Raw genomic sequence first — 17577 nt, 5'->3', positions numbered from 1 at the left:
TAACTGACAATGTCAAAGAGAATAACCAAATTGCTGTCGCTCATTGCAGTCATTACAATGATCAACGGCTGTACCAAACTCCAGGAGAAGATCCTCGATGAAACCTCGGCTGCCGGTCTTTCGGATAAGCAGGTTGCCGACGGGCTTCTCGCGCCCACCTACGCGAAGCTGGAAGATGTGTTCCTGCACACCAACTATTTTTCACTGCAGGAAATTTCAACCGATGAGGCCATCCTCCCATACCGTGGAGGTACCGATTGGGGCGACAATGGCATCTACATGCAGCTGCACAAACACGAGAACGTTTCTTCAGATGCAAACGTGCGCAATACATGGAACAACATCTTCATAGGCCTTTCGAGAGCCGTGACCGCGATGGATGGCCTTGCAAAGAATACCGACGCCAATGCAAAACTCTATTATGCAGAAGCAAGGGGAATGGCCGCTTACTATTCTTTACTCACCCTCGACCTGTATGGTGTGGTGTTTAAGAAAGCCGATCTCAACAAACCCTCAGAGATCCTGAGAGGCAACGACGCGGTGGAATACCTGAAAGCAGAATTTCTTGCCGTAGAACCAACGCTGAGCACAGTGCCTACAGTAGGAACCGGTCGTCTTACCAAGGCCGCTGTTTGGGGATTGCTTGCGCGTCTTTACCTGAACGCAGCGGTGTACCGCGATGTGTATGCAACTACTTTCACTTTTTCACAGGCAGACATGGACAAAGTGATCGAGTATACAGACAAGATCATTGCATTACCAGAACATGGCCTGGTTTCAGATTATTTCTCACTGTTCAACGATAACAACCATACCAACAAGGAGATCATTTTCGCGGTAGACCAGCGCGCAGACCTGGCAGGGCACAACCGTATGGCATATTTCTCGATCTCAGGCGACCAGTTCCCTCTTCCTGCATACACCGGGGCGAACGGAACGGATGGTCCTGGTATCACTTCCGATTTCTACCGTACATGGGTAAATGCAAATACACTCGACCCTGCACAGGCAGATCCGCGTTTTTACAAAGAGAACCTGTCTATTTATTCAAACCCCGCCGATTCATGTGTGGATGCTTCCGCATTCAACATCAACCGCGGTATTTTAAGAGGGCAGCAATACGGGTTGATCAGGAAGAACGGCGTATTCTCAAAATGCGTGAACGGGAAAATGCTGGTTGGAAAACTGTTCTACGATACAAGAAGCAAACCAACCAAACCGGTTGAGTTTACAGAGCTCTGCGATTTTACAACCGCGGGCAGCGATTACAACACCGGTTTCCGTGTTTCCAAATACGAGTTCAGCAAAACATCTGTTAGCGGAAGAAACTTTGGCGAGCACGACATCATCATCCTGCGTCTCGCAGATGTTTACCTCATGCGCGCAGAAGCCAAACTCAGGAAGAACAACGATGCGGCTGCAGCTTTGCTGGATGTGAACAAGGTGAGAACGGCACGTGTAAACGGTACGATCGCACAGACAGGACTCGGCGCCATTACGCTCGACCTCCTGTTCCGCGAAAGAGGGTTTGAACTGTACTGGGAAATGGTTCGCCGTACAGACATGATCCGTTTCAACAAATACGAAGGTACCTGGACAGAAAAAACCAGCACCGATGTTAAGAAACGCCTGTTCCCGATACCGCAAACCGCCATCGATGCGGCAGCGGCCACACCGGGCTATCTCAAACAAAACCCAAGCTACTAACGCATAAAAATCTGTTTTGCGCAGTTGGTTGCACAATACAATCGAGGTCCGGAGCTTTTCAGCTCCGGATTTTTTTTGGGGTAAATGCAGGATAACCGGCACCGCCCCCGCAGTCTTTTTGAATAGTTTGAAGAAAGTGGTAATTTTTGATCCGCAATCGGTCCAACATGAAAAAACTTCTTTCCATTACAACGGTAATCTTACTTGCTTTTCCCCTCATCACTTTAGCTCAAATGAAAAAGATCTCTGAACCCATCCGCCTCTGGCCAAACGGAGCGCCCGGTGAACAACCCAATCCCCCGGCAGAAAAAGACAACACCAAACCCACCGATAATAAACCGGCAGGCAGGCCGGTAATACGACTGGCCAATGTGAGCGATCCGATCATTACCGTTTATTATCCCGATAAAGAAAAAAATACGGGTGCGGCAATGGTGGTTTGCCCGGGCGGTGGCTATAGTATTTTAGCGATCGATCTCGAGGGAACAGAAGTATGCGAATGGCTTAACTCGATAGGCATCACCGCCATATTGCTGAAGTACCGCGTACCGGCAAAGAAAGATGTTCCAAGATACCAGCCGCCCCTGCAGGATGCGCAGCGAGCACTGGGGCTCGTTCGTTACAACGCACAAAAATGGGGCATCGATGCAGCAAGGATCGGGATCATGGGCTTTTCTGCAGGCGGGCATTTGTCTGCAACGCTCAGCAACAACTACAGCAAACGCACTTACGACCCGGTTGATGAAGCAGATAAAATAAGTTGCCGGCCCGATTTCGTGGCGCTTGTCTACCCGGCTTACTTAACCGTAAAAGACGAGGGCGACAAGATCGCCAACGAATTAACGATCACTGCAGAAACACCGCCCACCTTCCTGGTACAAACAGAAGACGATGGCGTAAGGGTGGAAACAAGCCTGTTCTATTACCTCGCATTGAAAAAAGCAAACATACCCGCAGAAATGCATCTCTACGCAAAAGGCGGCCACGGGTACGGGATGCGGGCCAGGGGCACCGGCATAGAAACATGGCCCGAACGAATGAAAGAATGGCTGATGACAGGGAAAATTATAAGCGGTAAGTGAAAGGCCGGGGACTACAAATTGCGAAATCGAAATATATGATCCGCCTTTAGCGTTGCTCAATTCCTACTCCGCATTCCGTGCTTCGCAGTTAAAATGAAACCGATTGCATTTTTAAAAACAAAGACTATATTTAGAACACCAAGTTTTACCAAACCACACAATTGCCATATGAAAAAAGAAAAAAAACCGGGTGTTTCAAGACGTGATTTTATCACTACTTCAGCAAAGGCAACCGCTGCTTCGGCCATTGCGGTCAGCGGTTTTCCAACCATCGTTCCTTCAAGTGTGTTCGGTCAGAACGCACCGAGCAACAAGATCAATGTTGCGCAGATCGGTATCGGCCGTATCGCGCGGGGGCACGATCTTCCCTGTGTTTTTAAATGTGATGATGCGCGTGTGATCGCTCTCGCCGATTACGATGGTGCGCGCCAGGTGAGTGGAAAAAAATTCATCGAAGATGCTTACGCAAAAAAAACCGGGCAGGCGAATTATGTGGATGTGAAAATGTACGATAACTACCAGGAGCTGCTCACCAATAAAGACATCGACGCGGTAATGATCAGCACACCCGACCACTGGCACGCACAGGTTGCCATCGAAGCCGCGCTGGCGGGCAAACATATTTATTGCCAGAAGCCCACATCGCTTACCATCGAAGAAGGCCGTAAGATGAGCGACATCATCCGCAAAACAAATGTGGTTTTCCAACTGGGCAGCCAGCAGCGTTCCGCCGATCCCTGGCCGCAGTTTAAAAAAGCATGTGAGCTTGTACGCAATGGCCGCATCGGCACGCTGAAAACAGTGCGCGTTGGTTTGCCCGGCGATCCTGCGGGTGGCGATGCGAAAGAAATGCCGGTGCCCGATCGTTTCAATTACGATGCATGGCTCGGATCCACTCCTTATATCTATTACACGCTCGACCGCGTGCATTCAACAACGGATGTGAACTCAAGACCGGGCTGGCTGCGCCTCGAACAGTTTGGCGCGGGTATGATCACCGGCTGGGGCGTTCACCACATCGATATCGCGCACTGGGGTATGAATACAGAGTACACAGGGCCGGTTGAAGCCGAAGCCACAGTAGACTTTCCAAAGGCCGGGCTGTGGAACGTGCATGGCGATTTTGAGGTGAACATGAAATATGCCAATGGTGTAACGATGGTGGTAAACGGCAAATACCAGAACGGCATCAAGTTCGAAGGAACCAAGGGATGGATCTTTTGCACACGCAGTGGCGGCGGCGCCACCGCGAGCGACCCGAAATCAAACGGCGGAAGAATGGCGGCATTTGATGCGAGCGATAAAAAAATACTTGAGTCGGTTATCGGTCCAAACGAAACACATCTATACGATAGCCCCGAACAACACCGCAACTGGCTCGATTCCATCAAAAACAAAAAGCCAAACATCAGCCCTATCGAAGTGGCGCACCGCTCGTGCAGTGCATGTCTTGTTGCACACGCTGCAATGAAATTTCCAGGGCAAAAATTATACTGGGATCCAACCACGGAAAAATTCAAAAGCAATGTGGAGGCCAACAAATTGCTGTCAAGGCCACAACGTTATCCTTACGGAACCAATTACATCAAAGTTCCCAAAGCAAAAGTATAAGACCAACGAAAGCCGCTCCCAGAGCGGCTTTTCTTTTGGTTTGAACGTAGCGCCCGGTAATACATTCCGGTTGAAAAATCTCCGCATTCAAACGGTTCATCATGCACAAATAAAAACGTGCGCCCCCCGACGCACGTTTCATTGACTACTGTGGTTTCTCACCAGTAAAGGACAAGAACCAGGATTAGTTCCGCGCGCTCTCCACACAATGTTCCGCATGTTTTAGCCGCGCCAGGATTTTAAGCATGATCAGTAGCTATACTGCTTTGCCAGTACAAATTAACAAGATGGATTTAATTTTATTAGGGGTAAAAACCCCTAATTTTTGCGTAGAACTACGTAATTTTTAAAAGGACAGGCCAGTTGTGCGTAATAAATGCCAGTAATTACCGCAATCCGTTGTTGATCGCGTAAATGATCAGCCCTGATTTGCCTTTCACGTTCAGTTTTTTGGTGAGTTTGATCCGGTAATCGTCGATTGTTCTCGGGGAGAGGAACATCCTGTCGGCGATCTCTTTGTAAGAAAGCTCCTGGGTTAACAGCGAGAGAAATTCTTTTTCCTTCGCGGTCAATTCGAGCCCCGGTTCTTCGGGTATGGCGAGCACATTGTTTTTGATGCCGCTGAATAATTTTTCGGATAGCGACTCGGGCAGGTAAATCCCTTTTTGGTATAAGGTGTCGATCGCTTCTTTCAGTTTTTCAGGATCGTTGTTTTTGGTGATGTATCCTTTCGCACCAGCCTGTATCATCCTGAGTATCGTTGCCTCATCGTTGAACATCGAGAGTGCCAGGATCTTTACCTGTGGAAAATGCGAGCTTACCCACTGCGCGGTTTGCTGCCCGTCGCGGCCGGCCATGTTTACATCCAGGATCAGCACATCGGGGATCTTGTGGTTCTTCAGTTGTTCGATCACTTCATTCCCGCTGTCTACATCAAACAACGCATCGTAATTACCGATCACCGTCAGGAGCTTGATGAGCCCTTTGCGCAACATGGCATGGTCATCCGCCATTGCTATCGATATCTTTTTTGTTGGGATCATATGCTAAAGGCCCGTTCCTGCCGCCGGTATAAAGATACTGATCGTGGTGCCTTCGTGCAAAATACTATCTATGTGTATACTTCCCCTGAAAAGATTCACACGCGATTGCAGGCTCCGCAAGCCAACACCGTTGAACGCAGATTGCTCGCCCGCTGCGGGATTAAATTCAAAACCAATACCATTGTCTTTAACAGACAATTGCAGGCCACTTTCGTTTTCTTCCACAGAAATCGTTACCAGCGTGGCCTTTGCATGCTTGATGATGTTGTTGCACATTTCCTGGAACATCCTGAACAAAAGCAGTTGCGTTTCTTTCGGCAGCGATTTTCCATCGATGTGGTTTTGATTGATGATCGCCGACTGGAACAAACCTTTCTGCGACATCAGTTTCAACTCGTGTGTGATGGCCGCAAAAACACCGATCTCCGTGATCCTGTCTGAATTAAGGCTGCGCGATAATTGCGAAATATCTTCTGTGGCCTTGCTCAGCATCAGTTTGGTTTCTTTGATCAGTTCAGGCGCGCCATCGGGCAAAGGCATGGTTTGAAGGATCGAAATGTTGACATTGGTGAGCAGCATGATCTGTCCGATGTTGTCGTGAATCTCCATCGAAATGTTTTTCAGCACATCTTCCTGGATCTCGAGTTTGGTCTGGAGCAATTCTTTTTCAAAAGCGGCGCGCATGCTTTGTACCTGTTTTTCCTGCACCAGTTTTTTTCTTTGGTACAGGAGAAAAATGGTTACGATAAACCCTACAAGAAGTACGGCGATCACGATGGTGACGGCGGTCAGTATAAAGAATTCCGGGTATTCTTGCTGCGGCATAAGAATGCGATGATAAAGAAAAGATAGGCGAATGCGTCGATAAGCTTCAGTATTTTTTTAAGCATGAGCCGTGTAGGAACGGGCAGGTGCGCTATATAATTCATAAGGCTCACGAAAGAAAGGCTGCAGATATAAAAGAATACGATGCTGATGCTGATCCAGAATGCGGGTTCGCGCAGCAGGTCGAGGCGGTCGTCGCTTTTGAACAGCCTGTAAAAATAGGTCACGCCCAATAGTATCAGCGTTACGCTGCCCAATGTAAATGTGTACGAATGAAAAACATGTGTGCCCTGTATAAAAAAAATATTGATGAGGCACAGCAAGGGGAGGAGCCACATCAAATGCGAGATCGCTTTGTTCCGGTCTGCATAAATGGCCTGCCTGAAGAAATAGAGATAGAAAATGAATTGCACGATGCTCAGGAAATTATACAGCATCGTATTGTTGATGTAATAGTATTGCGTGATCTGCCCTGTAAATTCAACGCACAGGATCAGCAGCAGGAAAAAAGGAAGAAGCCTGAGATAGCCTTGTTTTTTATGCGCGCCTTTGACAAAGCCGGTCGCAATCGCCAGCATCAATATGGCGAGGTCTATGGTAACATGAAGCATAAAATTAACTCCCGTTTTATACGGAAGTTAATTTTATGCTTTTTTTCTGATTGTCAGGCAATTTTTATTTCACCATTGTGATCGATCAGCGAGAAGCCAAGCATTTCAAGATCGAACCCGATGTTGTCTGGTGGCTTTGTGCCGCAGTACGGGGGACAGCTCTCTCCAAAATTGAATGCGAGGATCTCCGATTTTCCGTTCCTGTTCACGTAAATGTTTTTATTGATGGTGCCGAATTCTGTTTCTTTTTTCTTTGTAGCTACCAGCACCACTGTTTGCCTGCCTGCATAGGCCGGGTCTTTTGCAAAATCTTCCGGGTACACGCCAAAATACATTTTGATGCCATCCGCCTGGTGTTCACGTGCCTTGCCGAGAAACGAAAAAAGTTCGTCGATTCCGTACCAGGTGCTCAGTGCATCGGCTTTGCCCAATCTGTCTGTGTTGTAAACCCAGCGTTGCTTTTTGTACCCACGGATCAATTCTTCTACGTGTTCTGTGCCGACCAGCTCGCCGGCCCGGGTTGTTTCAATGGTTGTAATGGTTGTCATATGATTGATTTAGAGATGAAGTATTTCACCGCCAAACTAGTTTCATACGGCCATTATATACGTGTTAAAAGATTGAAAATCAATTAATAATAATTAAGTAGAATGTATAATATAATATTGATCAAAACATAATACAATTCAAAATAAAAAAATACCGTGAAATTGTTAGTTTATTTCAGTTTTTATACGGCAAGCAAATCCAGCTGTTTTACGGTGTGTAAGTACCGTGATTTTACGGTGCTAAAGTAAACCCGGAAACCAATGGGATGTTTCGGTAAAGGGAATTTGCGGCAAAAATCACGTAATGGTAACGCGAAGTATTACGAGGAAAGATCGACCAGGCCGTTTTTAAAGCCGTAGAGGGCAAGCGCCGCCCGGTTCTTGATCTCGAGCTTCATGAAGAGGCTGTCGCGGTAATTTTCAACGGTTTTGGGGCTCACCTCCATGCGGTCGGCGATCTCTTTGTAGTTGAGATTGGTAGCGGCCAGTTTTATAAAAGCAACCTCTTTTTGGGTCAGCAGTTGTTTACCGGTAAATGCCGGTCGCCTTTTCACGGTAGGGTCGGTGTCAAAATATTCTTTTTTCACAAGCTCACCGAGATAGAATCCTTTTTCATACACGGCGATCACGGCTTCTGAAAGCAGCAACGGGTCGGCAGTTTTTGAAATATAGCCGCACGCGCCGAGCGTGATCATATTGATCACCGCGTCTTCTTCAAAAATCAGCGAAAAGGCAATGATTTTTACGGATGGATAATATTTCTGCATTTCCTTAACCGTATCAAAACCATTCATTTTTGGCATATTGATATCTACAATGGCCACATCGGGAAGGGTGGAGGCGCGGGAGAGACAGTCCAGTAATTCGATCCCATTCGATGCCTCGATCTCTACCTTGATAAGTTTGTGCAACTGGAGAATGGTTTTAATGCCGGCACGGGTAACCAGGTGATCGTCTGCGAGGGCTACGGTAATCATAAATGCGTGGATATCAATTTCTGTTGTAAGATTACGGATTTTTTCAGACGGAGACGTGTCGCCAAAATACAACGGGCGGGTTGGGTTATCCACCGCATGTACATGTGATTTTTCTCTTTGTGAATAACTTGGGCCTCGGCGCCCCTGTTTTTTTCGTGAATCCCGATTATCTTGTATACATGGATAAGCGATATGTTACCTTACAAACGCTGGCGAAGATCGTCCGTGAAACACCGCACCCAACGCAATATCTCTGTACACCAAGAGAGATGATCCTCCATTCCGTTTTTGACTGGGAACTGATCAATTCCCACCTGTCTTCCCTTGAAAAAGAAGAGCTGGTTGTGATTGTCCAGGCAGATATATTACAATTCTACATTACCCAAAAAGGCCTCGATAAGATCAATTCCGGCGAACCGGCAGAAGACAAGCTCCAGCTTTTGTTCAGGCAGGAGACAGAGGTGGGCGTAAGGAGCTAAGCATTGGGGGTGAGCCTCAGTCGCCCCTCATCATCCGGTCAAAAAATAAGTCACTACCCTTTTTCTGTGTTTTGTCGGCTTCAACCAGGTATTCTTTGCTGTAGTAGCGGGCCGCGTAGAGCATCAGCTCGTACAATTCGTTTTTGCTAAAAGGATTGATCTGCTGGTATTCCCATTTTTTTTCGCCCGCCACATAGGGCACAAGCCAGTCGATGGCCTTGCGGATGCCGGCGCCCTTCGCATTGGTGTATTGCCAGAGATCGGTTCCGGCTTTTGCGGCAAGTACGGCGAATTTACTCCAGGCAACCAGGTTGAAAATACTGTATCCAAGCGCAGTGGTGCGTTCCAGTTCCAATGGCATTTTTCCTTCTGCGGTAAACTGGCTGTCGATGCGGCGCCTGCCTTCTTCCGCAAGTGCATGTGCCAGCTTCGCATCGCCGGTGAACAGCGCATAACTTACTACCTGCGCATTGTACCAGGTGCCGTGGTTGTTTTTTGCGGCTCGTTCGTCTTTCCCGTTTTTGCTGGTGAGCATCCAGTTGAGAAATTGTTTGTACCATTCCTGGATCCCGTTGTTGTCGGCCGCCGTCCAGGCCTTTGATCCCGCCAGTAAACCAACGGCATCTGCTATATCCATCAGTGAACGCGTTTCTATCAAACCGATGCCGCGCCCGTCTGTAACGCCCGGGATACCCTGCGCATAATTGAGGTTCGGATTCATTTTTGTATCTGCATCCAGGAACCAGCCACGAAGAAGCGATGCGGCTTTTACTGCGTATTTTTCTGTGCCGGTGAAATAATACGCCAGTGCCAGGGCATGCACGGCTTCTTCCAGCTCATCCAGGTGTTTGTGGTCCTCTATTTTGTTGATCTCCGGGTTGCGCACACCATCACGGCGCATGTAGGGGCGGCCATTGGGCTTGCTGCTGTCGTACCAGAAATACGGCGCCTGGCTCATGTAGTCGTGCTTGTTCCCGCTTACGGGTGTGAAGCCTTTGTCCATAACCGAGAGCCGCGGAATCTCTAAAAACCGGTCCGCTTTTTTTGCAACATCGGCCACCATCGTTTTTACAGCATCGCTTTTTGCTGCAGACCCTTTGAGTTCTTCGAGCCTGTTTGCATCCAGTAAAAATGTTACCGGCTTTTGCGCATAGGTATTGCTGAGAAGAAACAGTCCTGCAAACAGCACGATAAATTTGACCAAGGTGTTTTTCATATTCTTTTGCGTATGTTAAAAAAGCAGGAACGTATTTGCTGCTTTTCTTTCAGCAAAACGGGATCCGCATCACAATAGATGGTGAACTGTGATTAAATGTAAGCGCGTATTTCGACAAACGGGAAGATTTTGCGCGCCATTTCGCAACGATCTGCGAAAACGTTTTCAGAACGCAGTATAATGGTTAACCGGGGTGTTGTCATCAAAGCACAAAGGCGTTGCTACACCTTTAACATTCCCCTGAATCCCCTTGCGGCATAATAGGAGTCTGCGCCGTTGTGGTAGATAAATACGTGGTCGTAGCGGCAGTCCCCAAACAAGGCTCCCCCCAGCTTGCGTATGGCGGCGGGTGTTTCTATCCAGCTTGATGTTTTGGTATCGAATTTCCCGAGTGTTTGCAGGAACCTGTATTGCTCCTCGTTCAGTAATTCAATGCCCATTTCTTCCGCCATGTCTTTGATGCTGTTTGCGGGTTTGTGTTCTTTTCTTGCGTTTAACGCGGCGCGGTCGTAACAAAGGCTCCTGCGGCCTTTTGGTGATTCCGCGGAGCAATCGAAAAACAGGTAAGTGTCATTTTTCTTATCATAATCCACTACATCCGGTTCGCCGCCTGTGGCTTCCATTTCTTCGAGCGACCAGAGTTGGCCTTCCGTCAGTTTTGCTTCCACGTTCTCCCATTTGATGCCCTTGTGCCGGCTCATGTTCTTTTCGAACCGGGATCTCAGTATGGTGAGAAGGTTATTACGTTGCGAGGCGCTTAGTTTATTTTTGTTCATAACAGTTTTTTAAAGATCATTCAATCCTTTTCCGGCCAGTATTTTCGGAATGCATTTTTCGATCCTTGCCACGCGTGTGCCCGGTTGTTTGGCCGAGGAGAAATGCAGCAGGTAACCCCTTTGCCTGCCGGGTGTTAATTTCCCGAATGCTTTTTTTACGGCCGCTTTTTTATCCAGTACGTTTTGAAATTCTTCGGGCATATTGAACTCGGTGGTTTTTTTCAGTTTCACTTTCAAACCTGCTTTCTCAACTTCGATCGCTTCATAGATGTAGGCCTTCAGCGTTTTCTCCAGCTTTGCAATTTGTTTCGCGTCGGTGAACCTGGCTTGCCTTGCAGACTGCACATTTGCTGTTTGCTGTGTAAGAATTCCTTTGGCATCGTTCAGCAGGGCACCTTTGAAGAACAGGTAAGCGCAGTATTCCTTGAAGGTATGAATGAGTACCACGTTGGCCTTGCCGAGTGTATAACACGGGCAACCCCATTTCAGTTCTTCTGTAAGCCCGCAACCGAGCGCGATGTTCCTGAGCAATGAAATTTCCTTTTGCCAGTTTTTGGCTTTATCGAAAAAGAAATCAACTTTCGGATTCATGGGATTTGTTTTATGCGTTGACCGAAACAACTTTCCGGCTCAAAGGTCTGAAATACCACGATACGGTGGTGAGCACAAGCAACAATATAGGACCGAACAGTTCTTTTGCTTCATCGTTCATGGCGAGGTGCGAGATCACGGCACCCGACATGGCAAAGAAAAAACCGGCGTAGGCCCATTCTTTCAGCAAGGGAAATTTAGGAACCAGTACGGCAATCACGCCAAGTATTTTCCAGGCACCCAGCATGGTTAACAGGTATGCAGGATAACCGAGGCGGGCAAACAGGTCCGCTTCCTGCTGCACGTGAATGAGTTGAACAATGCCGGTTGACAACATGCCCAATGAAAGCCATATGGTAGCGATCCAGTAGATGATCCTGTTCCTTTTTTTCATGGTGAAGGTTTATGAGTGTTCGGTGTTTTGTTTTTTATTCATCCTCATGTGAACTACATCTTCCAAACGTTTGTGCGCCATGTTAATGCCTTGCGCAAATGGAAGTTTGAGCATTGCGTCGCGGTCGGCAACAGACCTGTAAATGATGTGCATGGTAAGTTTGCTGGTATCTGCTGAGGTCGCTTCAAAGTCGAGAAACTCCAGCTGAACGGGAAATGATGTGTTCTCCATTTCGAATGTTCTTGTGATCCTTTTTTCTTCACTGAATTCGTGGATGGACCCGTGCATGCGCACAACGATGTTCCCTTTCGCATCTGGTGTTTCAAAACGGTATCCGCCGTGCTGTTTGTTTTCGAGCTTGAGTACTTTGGTGCCCATCCACTGTTCAACGATCTCTGCTTCGGTATAGGCTTTGAAAAGAAGTGCCAGCGGCAGCTCAAACTCGCGTGTGATCACGAGGTCGTGTTTGCCATCTTCAGCATGGATCTTGGTTTTCTGTTCCATCTTATTTGTGTTTGTATTTTTTCATAACAGATTCCAGTTTGTCAAACCTCGATTCCCACATCATACGGAAGGGTTCGAGAAAATCGGCAACCTCTTTCATTTTTTGTACGTTGGTATGGTAAAAGATCTCGCGTCCGTTCTGTTCCTGCCTGAGCAATTCACATTCCGTAAGGATCTGGAGATGCCTGGAAACCGTTGGCCGCGCCGTATCAAAATTTGCGGCTATTGCGCCGGCGGTAAGCGATTGCGAGGCCACGAGCAACAATATGGCCCTGCGCGTAGGGTCGGCGATCGCCTGGAACACATCCCGTCTTAAATTCATTGAGTAGCTATTTGGCTACAAATATATGTGTAGTTATTTGACTTCACAAAATTTTTGTTTCTTCCGGGCCTTTTGTATACTGCTTTGGTTCTTTTTGTAGCGAGCCGGAGTGATTTATAGATCGATCCATCTATCGCCTTCCCTGTTGCTTTGGTCAACTTTGGTAAAGCCTGTGCTAATTCATGCACATACATTGTTGCGGAAGTAGATCATATTTGAAAGAGCTACTTAACCAGCAACCACATGATCACTCCTTTGCTCCGACGTAATTGTTTATTGATCCTGCTGTTTTCCTGCAGCGCATTGTTGCATGCGCAAACCGCAAAAGTGTATACGCGTGCAGACAGCCTGCGTGGTTTTCTCAACAAGGAGAGAACCTGGTGGAACGTGCTCCGTTATGATATTTCGGTTACGCCCGATTACCTCGCTAAAAGCATTTCTGGAAAGAACACCATCACTTACAAGGTGGTTAACGGGAACAACGGCACTCCAATGCAGATCGATCTGAAGGATCCGCTTGTGATCGACAGTATTGTTTACAACGGGCGTCAGAAACTCGCGGTCACAAAAGATAAGGATGGCACCGCATGGCACGTAAGTTTTCCTTCACAGATAAAAGATGCGAGGCATCGCATCGATATTTATTATGGAGGAAAAGTGCACGAGGCCGCAAGACCGCCATGGGATGGCGGCTGGTCGTTCACCAAAGATTCCCTCGGAAGGCCCTGGATGACAGTTACCTGCCAGGGAGCAGTTGGCGCATCCATGTGGTATCCATGCAAGGATCACCAGAGCGACGAACCCGACCTGGGCGCATCGCTTGCCATGACGGTGCCCGATACATTGATGGCGGTTGCAAACGGCAGGATGCTTTCTAAAAAGACCAACAACAACGGCACAGCAACCTATAAATGGGGTGTGGTAAACCCGATCAGTAATTATTGCATCATACCCTACATTGGTAAGTATGTGAATTTTACTGAGAAATACAAAGGCGAAAAAGGCCCGCTTGACCTGAGCTATTGGGTGATCGATTACAATTACGAGCGTGCAAAAACCTATATGCCGCCCCAGGTGCACAACATGCTGAACAGTTTTGAATATTGGTTCGGGCCCTACCCGTTTTACGAGGATGGTTACAAACTCATCGATGCCCCCAACAGCGGGATGGAACACCAGAGCGCCGTTTCTTACGGTAACAAATACAAATTTGGCTACGGCGGTCGAGATGGCTCGGGTACGGGTTGGGGAATGAAATGGGACTTCATCATTGTACACGAAAGCGGGCACGAGTGGTTTGGGAACAACCTCACCACAAACGACCTCGCAGACATGTGGGTACACGAAGGTTTTACCAATTATAGCGAAACACTTTTTGTCGACCGCATCTTTGGAAAAGAAGCGGCAGACGCTTACAATCATGGCATCAGGCGCGGCATACGGAACGACAGGCCGGTAATTCCTGCATACAATGTAAACGCGCAGGGAAGCGGCGACATGTATCCGAAACCCAGCAACATGCTGCATTCCATCAGGCATGGACTGAACAACGACTCGCTGTTCAGGAAGATATTGCGCGGGCTCGGCAGTACATACTACCACAAAACAGTGAACTCCTCCGATGTGGAACAATACATTTCCCGGAATTCAAAATACGATTACAGCAAGGTGTTTGACCAATACCTGCGCACCACGCAGATCCCAAAACTTGAATATTATTTCAGCGACAATGAAAGGAAAATGTTTTACCGGTGGACAAATGCGGTGAGCGGTTTTAATCTGCCTGTACTGTTAAACCTAAACGGGCGGGCACTGCGTTTTGTCCCTTCCGCGGAATGGGCGTCTACTGATCTTACGAATGGTGAGGCTGCATTGATCACTCCCGAATCGATCGAAAAAATGTATTATGTAAAAGTTGAAAAAACAACAAGTGCACAATAAGCGTCTACACCGGTTTTGGATAAACAGGCAATGAGGAAAGGGCCAGGATTTTTCCTGGCTCTTCCGTTTTTATTGTGGGCCGACACCTGTTAAGTAAGAGGAATGAGCCTGTAGGCAGGAATGTTTTGTTTTATCAGTATATTTAAGAATGAAAAAAATTATATTCCTTGTTGTTGCGATGCTTGCCATCCGGTCTGCCGCAAATGCACATGAGCCATCGTTGAAAAAAATATTCAATGGGAAAGACCTGGATGGCTGGGTTGTTCCGGATAACAACCGCGACAACTGGACAGCGCGTGATGGCGTTCTTTATGTAAAAAGCGATACGTCGAGGAAAGGCAGCATACTCTGGACGAAACAACAATACAGGAATTTTGTGATCAGTGCAGAGTTCCTGATGGTGGATGGAACGGTGGATTCCGGGATCTTTTTACGTTCGGAAAACGACCAGATCCAGATCGGCATCTCCGGTTCTTTGAAGCGTGACCTTACGGGATCGCCTTATCTTCCCAAGCTAAAATATCCGGTAGAGGCAGATGTGAAAAACATCCTGAAAGAAAAAGAATGGAACACCATGAAGGTACAGGTGATCGATAAAACCTACACGGTTTGGCTCAATGGGAAACAGGTGATGACCTACACTTCAGAGTCGATCGCCGATAAAGGCCCTGTTGGCCTGCAATTGCATCCCGGTAATGTAATGGCGATCAACTACAGGAACATTATGCTTGCGGAATTATAGATTCGTTGCGGTGCTGATGCAGACAGGAAAAAATTAAAAAAGGAACGTCCTTTATCGGGACGTTCCTTTTTTTCTGGCCACGCATCTGAGCCGGGGCTTTCTTACCATATTTTTATCCGGTCGGCTTCTGCTTTATAATTTTTATCACCCGGTTGTACATTGAAGGCTTTGTAGAAAGCGGGCATATTCATCAGCGGACCGTTCACGCGCCACATAGCGGGTGAGTGTGGGTTGTTGTTTACGTAGGTTCGGAGAAAAGCATCTCTCACTTTTACGCGCCAGATCCTTGCGATGGATAAGAAGAAACGCTGGTCAGGTGTAAAGCCATCGATCTTCGTGGTGTCTTTGCCTTGTCTCGTCATTTTAAATGCATCATAGGCAATGGCCACGCCGCCATTGTCTGCTGTATTTTCACCTACTGTTAATGCGCCTTTGATGTGCATGGTGTCGAGCACCGTAAACGAACTGTAGAGATCTATTACACTTTTTGTTTTGGCCGTAAATTTTTCATAGTCCTCTTTTGCCCACCAGTTCTTTACGTTCCCTTCTTTATCGTACTGCGCGCCCTGGTCGTCGAAGGCATGTGTCATTTCGTGGCCGATTACCATACCGATCCCGCCATAATTGATCGCATCATCTGCTTCAAAATCAAAATAAGGGAACTGCAGTATACCCGCAGGGAAAACGATCTCGTTGAATGAAGGATTGTAATAGGCCGTTACCGTAGAAGGCGTTGTTCCCCACTCTGAGCGGTCTACCGGTTTATTCAACTTGGCAAGTTGAAAATTGAAGTCATTTTGATTGATGGAAACAAGGTTCTCAAAGTAGGTGCCCCGGTTGATGTTAACTTTGTCATAGTCGCGCCATTTATCCGGGTAACCGATCTTTTTGGTGATGGCGTAAAGTTTTTCTTTTGCTTTTTGTTTTGTGCTGTCGCTCATCCAGTCGAGGTGATTGATCCTGTTCTCGAAGGATTTCTGCAGGTTGTTCACAAGGTCGAGCACCCTTTTTTTAGCATCTTCGTTAAAGTATCTTTTAACATAGAGCTGGCCCAGTGCCTGGCCCAGGAGCCTGTCAACATTCTGCGTCATCACCTGTTTACGCGTTTTTTGCGTGGCCTGCCCCGATAATACTTTGTCAAACTCAAAGGATGCATCCACAAAAGATTTGTCCAGCGCGTTGGCATAATTTGCCAGCGTATTTGCTTTCATGTAAATTTTCCAATCGCTGATCGGGATCGATGTTAGCAATGCGTTCAGTTTATCATAGTAAGCGGGCTGCGCCACATCGATCGAATCTGTTTTTGCGCCGATGTTGCTGAGAAAATTGTTCCAACCGATGTTGGAATGTTTCTGGTTGAGAACGGCAACGGGCCATTTGTTGTAGTTTGCTTTAACATCCCTCAATTCAATATTTGTTTTGTGCGCGGTGGCCAGTTGCTTTTCTATATTGTACACGATGGCGGAGTTTTTATCAGCAACTGCTGCATCGGCACCGATGAGCCGGAACAATTTGCTGATGTATACCTGGTACGCGCGCTGGATGTGCAAAGTGTTTGAATCCGTTTTGAAATAATAATCCCTGTTCGGGAGATTGGTCCCTGTCTGGTATAGGTGCGCAATGTTGATACTGCTGTTCTTGTCGTCGGGCGAGATGCCAAACCCGATGATGGAAGCATTGCCTGTTTTCATTTCGTCTCCTGCAAATTTCACAAGCGCATTTACATCGGTGATGGCATCGATGCGTGTGAGGATCGGTTGAATGGGTTGGTAGTTGCGTTTATTGATCGTAGTTGTGTCCATCCCCGAAGCATAAAAATCACCCACTTTCTGGTCAATGCTTCCTGTTGTGTGTGTTCCTTGCGAAACGCTGTCGAGGATGTTTTGCAGCAATTGTTTTTGCGGGATATTGAGGAACGAATAGGAGCCAACACCAGACTGGTCGTCGGCGATCTTTGCCGTATCGTCCCATTTTCCGTTTACATAGCGAAAGAAATTGTCACCGGGTTTGATGGTGGAATCAATGCCGTTTACATCAACAAATCCCTTCTGCTGGTCTTTGTTTTGTTGCCTGCAGGCCAGCAGCGAGGCCATTGCTGCAAAAAGCAAAATGTGTTTATTCATAAACAGGAGGTTTTCTAAAGATAACCAATCTCAGGGCTAAACGAAGCAGGACTGGAATTTACCGGGAGCGCCGCTGTTTTGATGT

General features: G+C 47.4%; 18 protein-coding genes. 6 read left to right on the top strand and 12 right to left on the bottom strand.

Going from position 1 to position 17577, the window contains the following annotated elements; translation table 11 throughout:
* Positions 1-9: 9 nt before the first annotated feature.
* The 3 genes from GWC95_RS15935 to GWC95_RS15925 all read left to right on the top strand — a co-directional run bounded on the left by GWC95_RS15935 (position 10) and on the right by GWC95_RS15925 (position 4400).
* Positions 10-1707 carry a RagB/SusD family nutrient uptake outer membrane protein gene (locus GWC95_RS15935; protein ID WP_161819708.1) on the top strand — a complete coding sequence of 566 codons (1698 nt, stop codon included), beginning with the start codon at positions 10-12 and terminating at the stop codon, positions 1705-1707.
* Positions 1708-1874: 167 nt separating this feature from the next.
* On the top strand, positions 1875-2789 hold the full coding sequence (locus GWC95_RS15930) for an alpha/beta hydrolase (RefSeq protein WP_161819707.1): 915 nt from the start codon (positions 1875-1877) through the stop codon (positions 2787-2789).
* A gap of 168 nt (positions 2790-2957) precedes the next feature.
* Positions 2958-4400: a Gfo/Idh/MocA family protein gene (locus tag GWC95_RS15925; protein WP_161819706.1), complete on the top strand. Its 1443-nt coding sequence runs from the start codon at positions 2958-2960 to the stop codon at positions 4398-4400.
* Between the two features lie 386 nt (positions 4401-4786).
* Here GWC95_RS15925 and GWC95_RS15920 read toward each other — a convergent pair whose 3' ends face one another.
* The 5 genes from GWC95_RS15920 to GWC95_RS15900 all read right to left on the bottom strand — a co-directional run bounded on the left by GWC95_RS15920 (position 4787) and on the right by GWC95_RS15900 (position 8404).
* Positions 4787-5413, bottom strand: coding sequence for a response regulator transcription factor (locus tag GWC95_RS15920; RefSeq protein ID WP_237722179.1), 627 nt, complete (start codon positions 5411-5413; stop codon positions 4787-4789).
* 33 nt (positions 5414-5446) lie between these two features.
* Positions 5447-6268 carry a sensor histidine kinase gene (locus tag GWC95_RS15915; protein WP_161819704.1) on the bottom strand — a complete coding sequence of 274 codons (822 nt, stop codon included), beginning with the start codon at positions 6266-6268 and terminating at the stop codon, positions 5447-5449.
* Entirely contained in the window at positions 6232-6879 is a 648-nt protein-coding gene (locus GWC95_RS15910) for a hypothetical protein (RefSeq protein WP_161819703.1), read from the bottom strand. Before GWC95_RS15910 ends, GWC95_RS15915 begins: the two co-directional genes overlap by 37 nt.
* A 53-nt stretch (positions 6880-6932) precedes the next feature.
* Positions 6933-7427: a hypothetical protein gene (locus GWC95_RS15905; protein ID WP_161819702.1), complete on the bottom strand. Its 495-nt coding sequence runs from the start codon at positions 7425-7427 to the stop codon at positions 6933-6935.
* A gap of 320 nt (positions 7428-7747) precedes the next feature.
* Positions 7748-8404, bottom strand: coding sequence for a response regulator transcription factor (locus tag GWC95_RS15900; RefSeq protein ID WP_161819701.1), 657 nt, complete (start codon positions 8402-8404; stop codon positions 7748-7750).
* Between the two features lie 179 nt (positions 8405-8583).
* Between GWC95_RS15900 and GWC95_RS15895 the strand changes: the two genes are divergently transcribed.
* Complete coding sequence (locus GWC95_RS15895; protein WP_161819700.1) at positions 8584-8883, top strand: hypothetical protein; 300 nt, start codon at positions 8584-8586, stop codon at positions 8881-8883.
* A gap of 16 nt (positions 8884-8899) precedes the next feature.
* Here GWC95_RS15895 and GWC95_RS15890 read toward each other — a convergent pair whose 3' ends face one another.
* The 6 genes from GWC95_RS15890 to GWC95_RS15865 all read right to left on the bottom strand — a co-directional run bounded on the left by GWC95_RS15890 (position 8900) and on the right by GWC95_RS15865 (position 12686).
* On the bottom strand, positions 8900-10099 hold the full coding sequence (locus GWC95_RS15890) for an alginate lyase family protein (RefSeq protein WP_161819699.1): 1200 nt from the start codon (positions 10097-10099) through the stop codon (positions 8900-8902).
* A 221-nt stretch (positions 10100-10320) separates the two neighbouring features.
* Positions 10321-10875 (bottom strand): DUF4256 domain-containing protein, encoded by a 555-nt coding sequence (locus tag GWC95_RS15885; RefSeq protein ID WP_161819698.1) that lies wholly within the window; start codon positions 10873-10875, stop codon positions 10321-10323.
* Between the two features lie 9 nt (positions 10876-10884).
* On the bottom strand, positions 10885-11466 hold the full coding sequence (locus GWC95_RS15880; RefSeq protein ID WP_161819697.1) for a YdeI/OmpD-associated family protein: 582 nt from the start codon (positions 11464-11466) through the stop codon (positions 10885-10887).
* A gap of 10 nt (positions 11467-11476) precedes the next feature.
* Positions 11477-11860 carry a DoxX family protein gene (locus tag GWC95_RS15875; protein ID WP_161819696.1) on the bottom strand — a complete coding sequence of 128 codons (384 nt, stop codon included), beginning with the start codon at positions 11858-11860 and terminating at the stop codon, positions 11477-11479.
* 9 nt (positions 11861-11869) lie between these two features.
* The gene (locus GWC95_RS15870) at positions 11870-12364 is read right to left on the bottom strand and encodes an SRPBCC domain-containing protein (protein WP_161819695.1); all 495 of its coding nucleotides are present in this window, start codon (positions 12362-12364) and stop codon (positions 11870-11872) included.
* A 1-nt stretch (position 12365) separates the two neighbouring features.
* Positions 12366-12686: an ArsR/SmtB family transcription factor gene (locus GWC95_RS15865; RefSeq protein WP_161819694.1), complete on the bottom strand. Its 321-nt coding sequence runs from the start codon at positions 12684-12686 to the stop codon at positions 12366-12368.
* A 243-nt stretch (positions 12687-12929) separates the two neighbouring features.
* On the opposite strand from GWC95_RS15865, the gene GWC95_RS15860 reads away from it, so the two are divergent.
* Together GWC95_RS15860 and GWC95_RS15855 are read left to right on the top strand one after the other, a co-directional pair.
* On the top strand, positions 12930-14627 hold the full coding sequence (locus GWC95_RS15860) for a M1 family metallopeptidase (protein ID WP_161819693.1): 1698 nt from the start codon (positions 12930-12932) through the stop codon (positions 14625-14627).
* A 148-nt stretch (positions 14628-14775) separates the two neighbouring features.
* Complete coding sequence (locus GWC95_RS15855; protein WP_161819692.1) at positions 14776-15369, top strand: 3-keto-disaccharide hydrolase; 594 nt, start codon at positions 14776-14778, stop codon at positions 15367-15369.
* Between the two features lie 101 nt (positions 15370-15470).
* On the opposite strand, the gene GWC95_RS15850 is transcribed toward GWC95_RS15855, so the two are convergent.
* A complete protein-coding gene (locus tag GWC95_RS15850) occupies positions 15471-17492 on the bottom strand; it encodes a M13 family metallopeptidase (RefSeq protein WP_161819691.1) in 2022 nt (673 codons plus the stop codon).
* Between the last annotated feature and the right edge of the window lie 85 nt (positions 17493-17577).

Origin of the sequence: Sediminibacterium roseum, from assembly GCF_009939005.1 — a bacterium.
Taxonomy (GTDB): domain Bacteria; phylum Bacteroidota; class Bacteroidia; order Chitinophagales; family Chitinophagaceae; genus Sediminibacterium; species Sediminibacterium roseum.
This window is presented reverse-complemented; position numbering and strand designations above follow the sequence as displayed.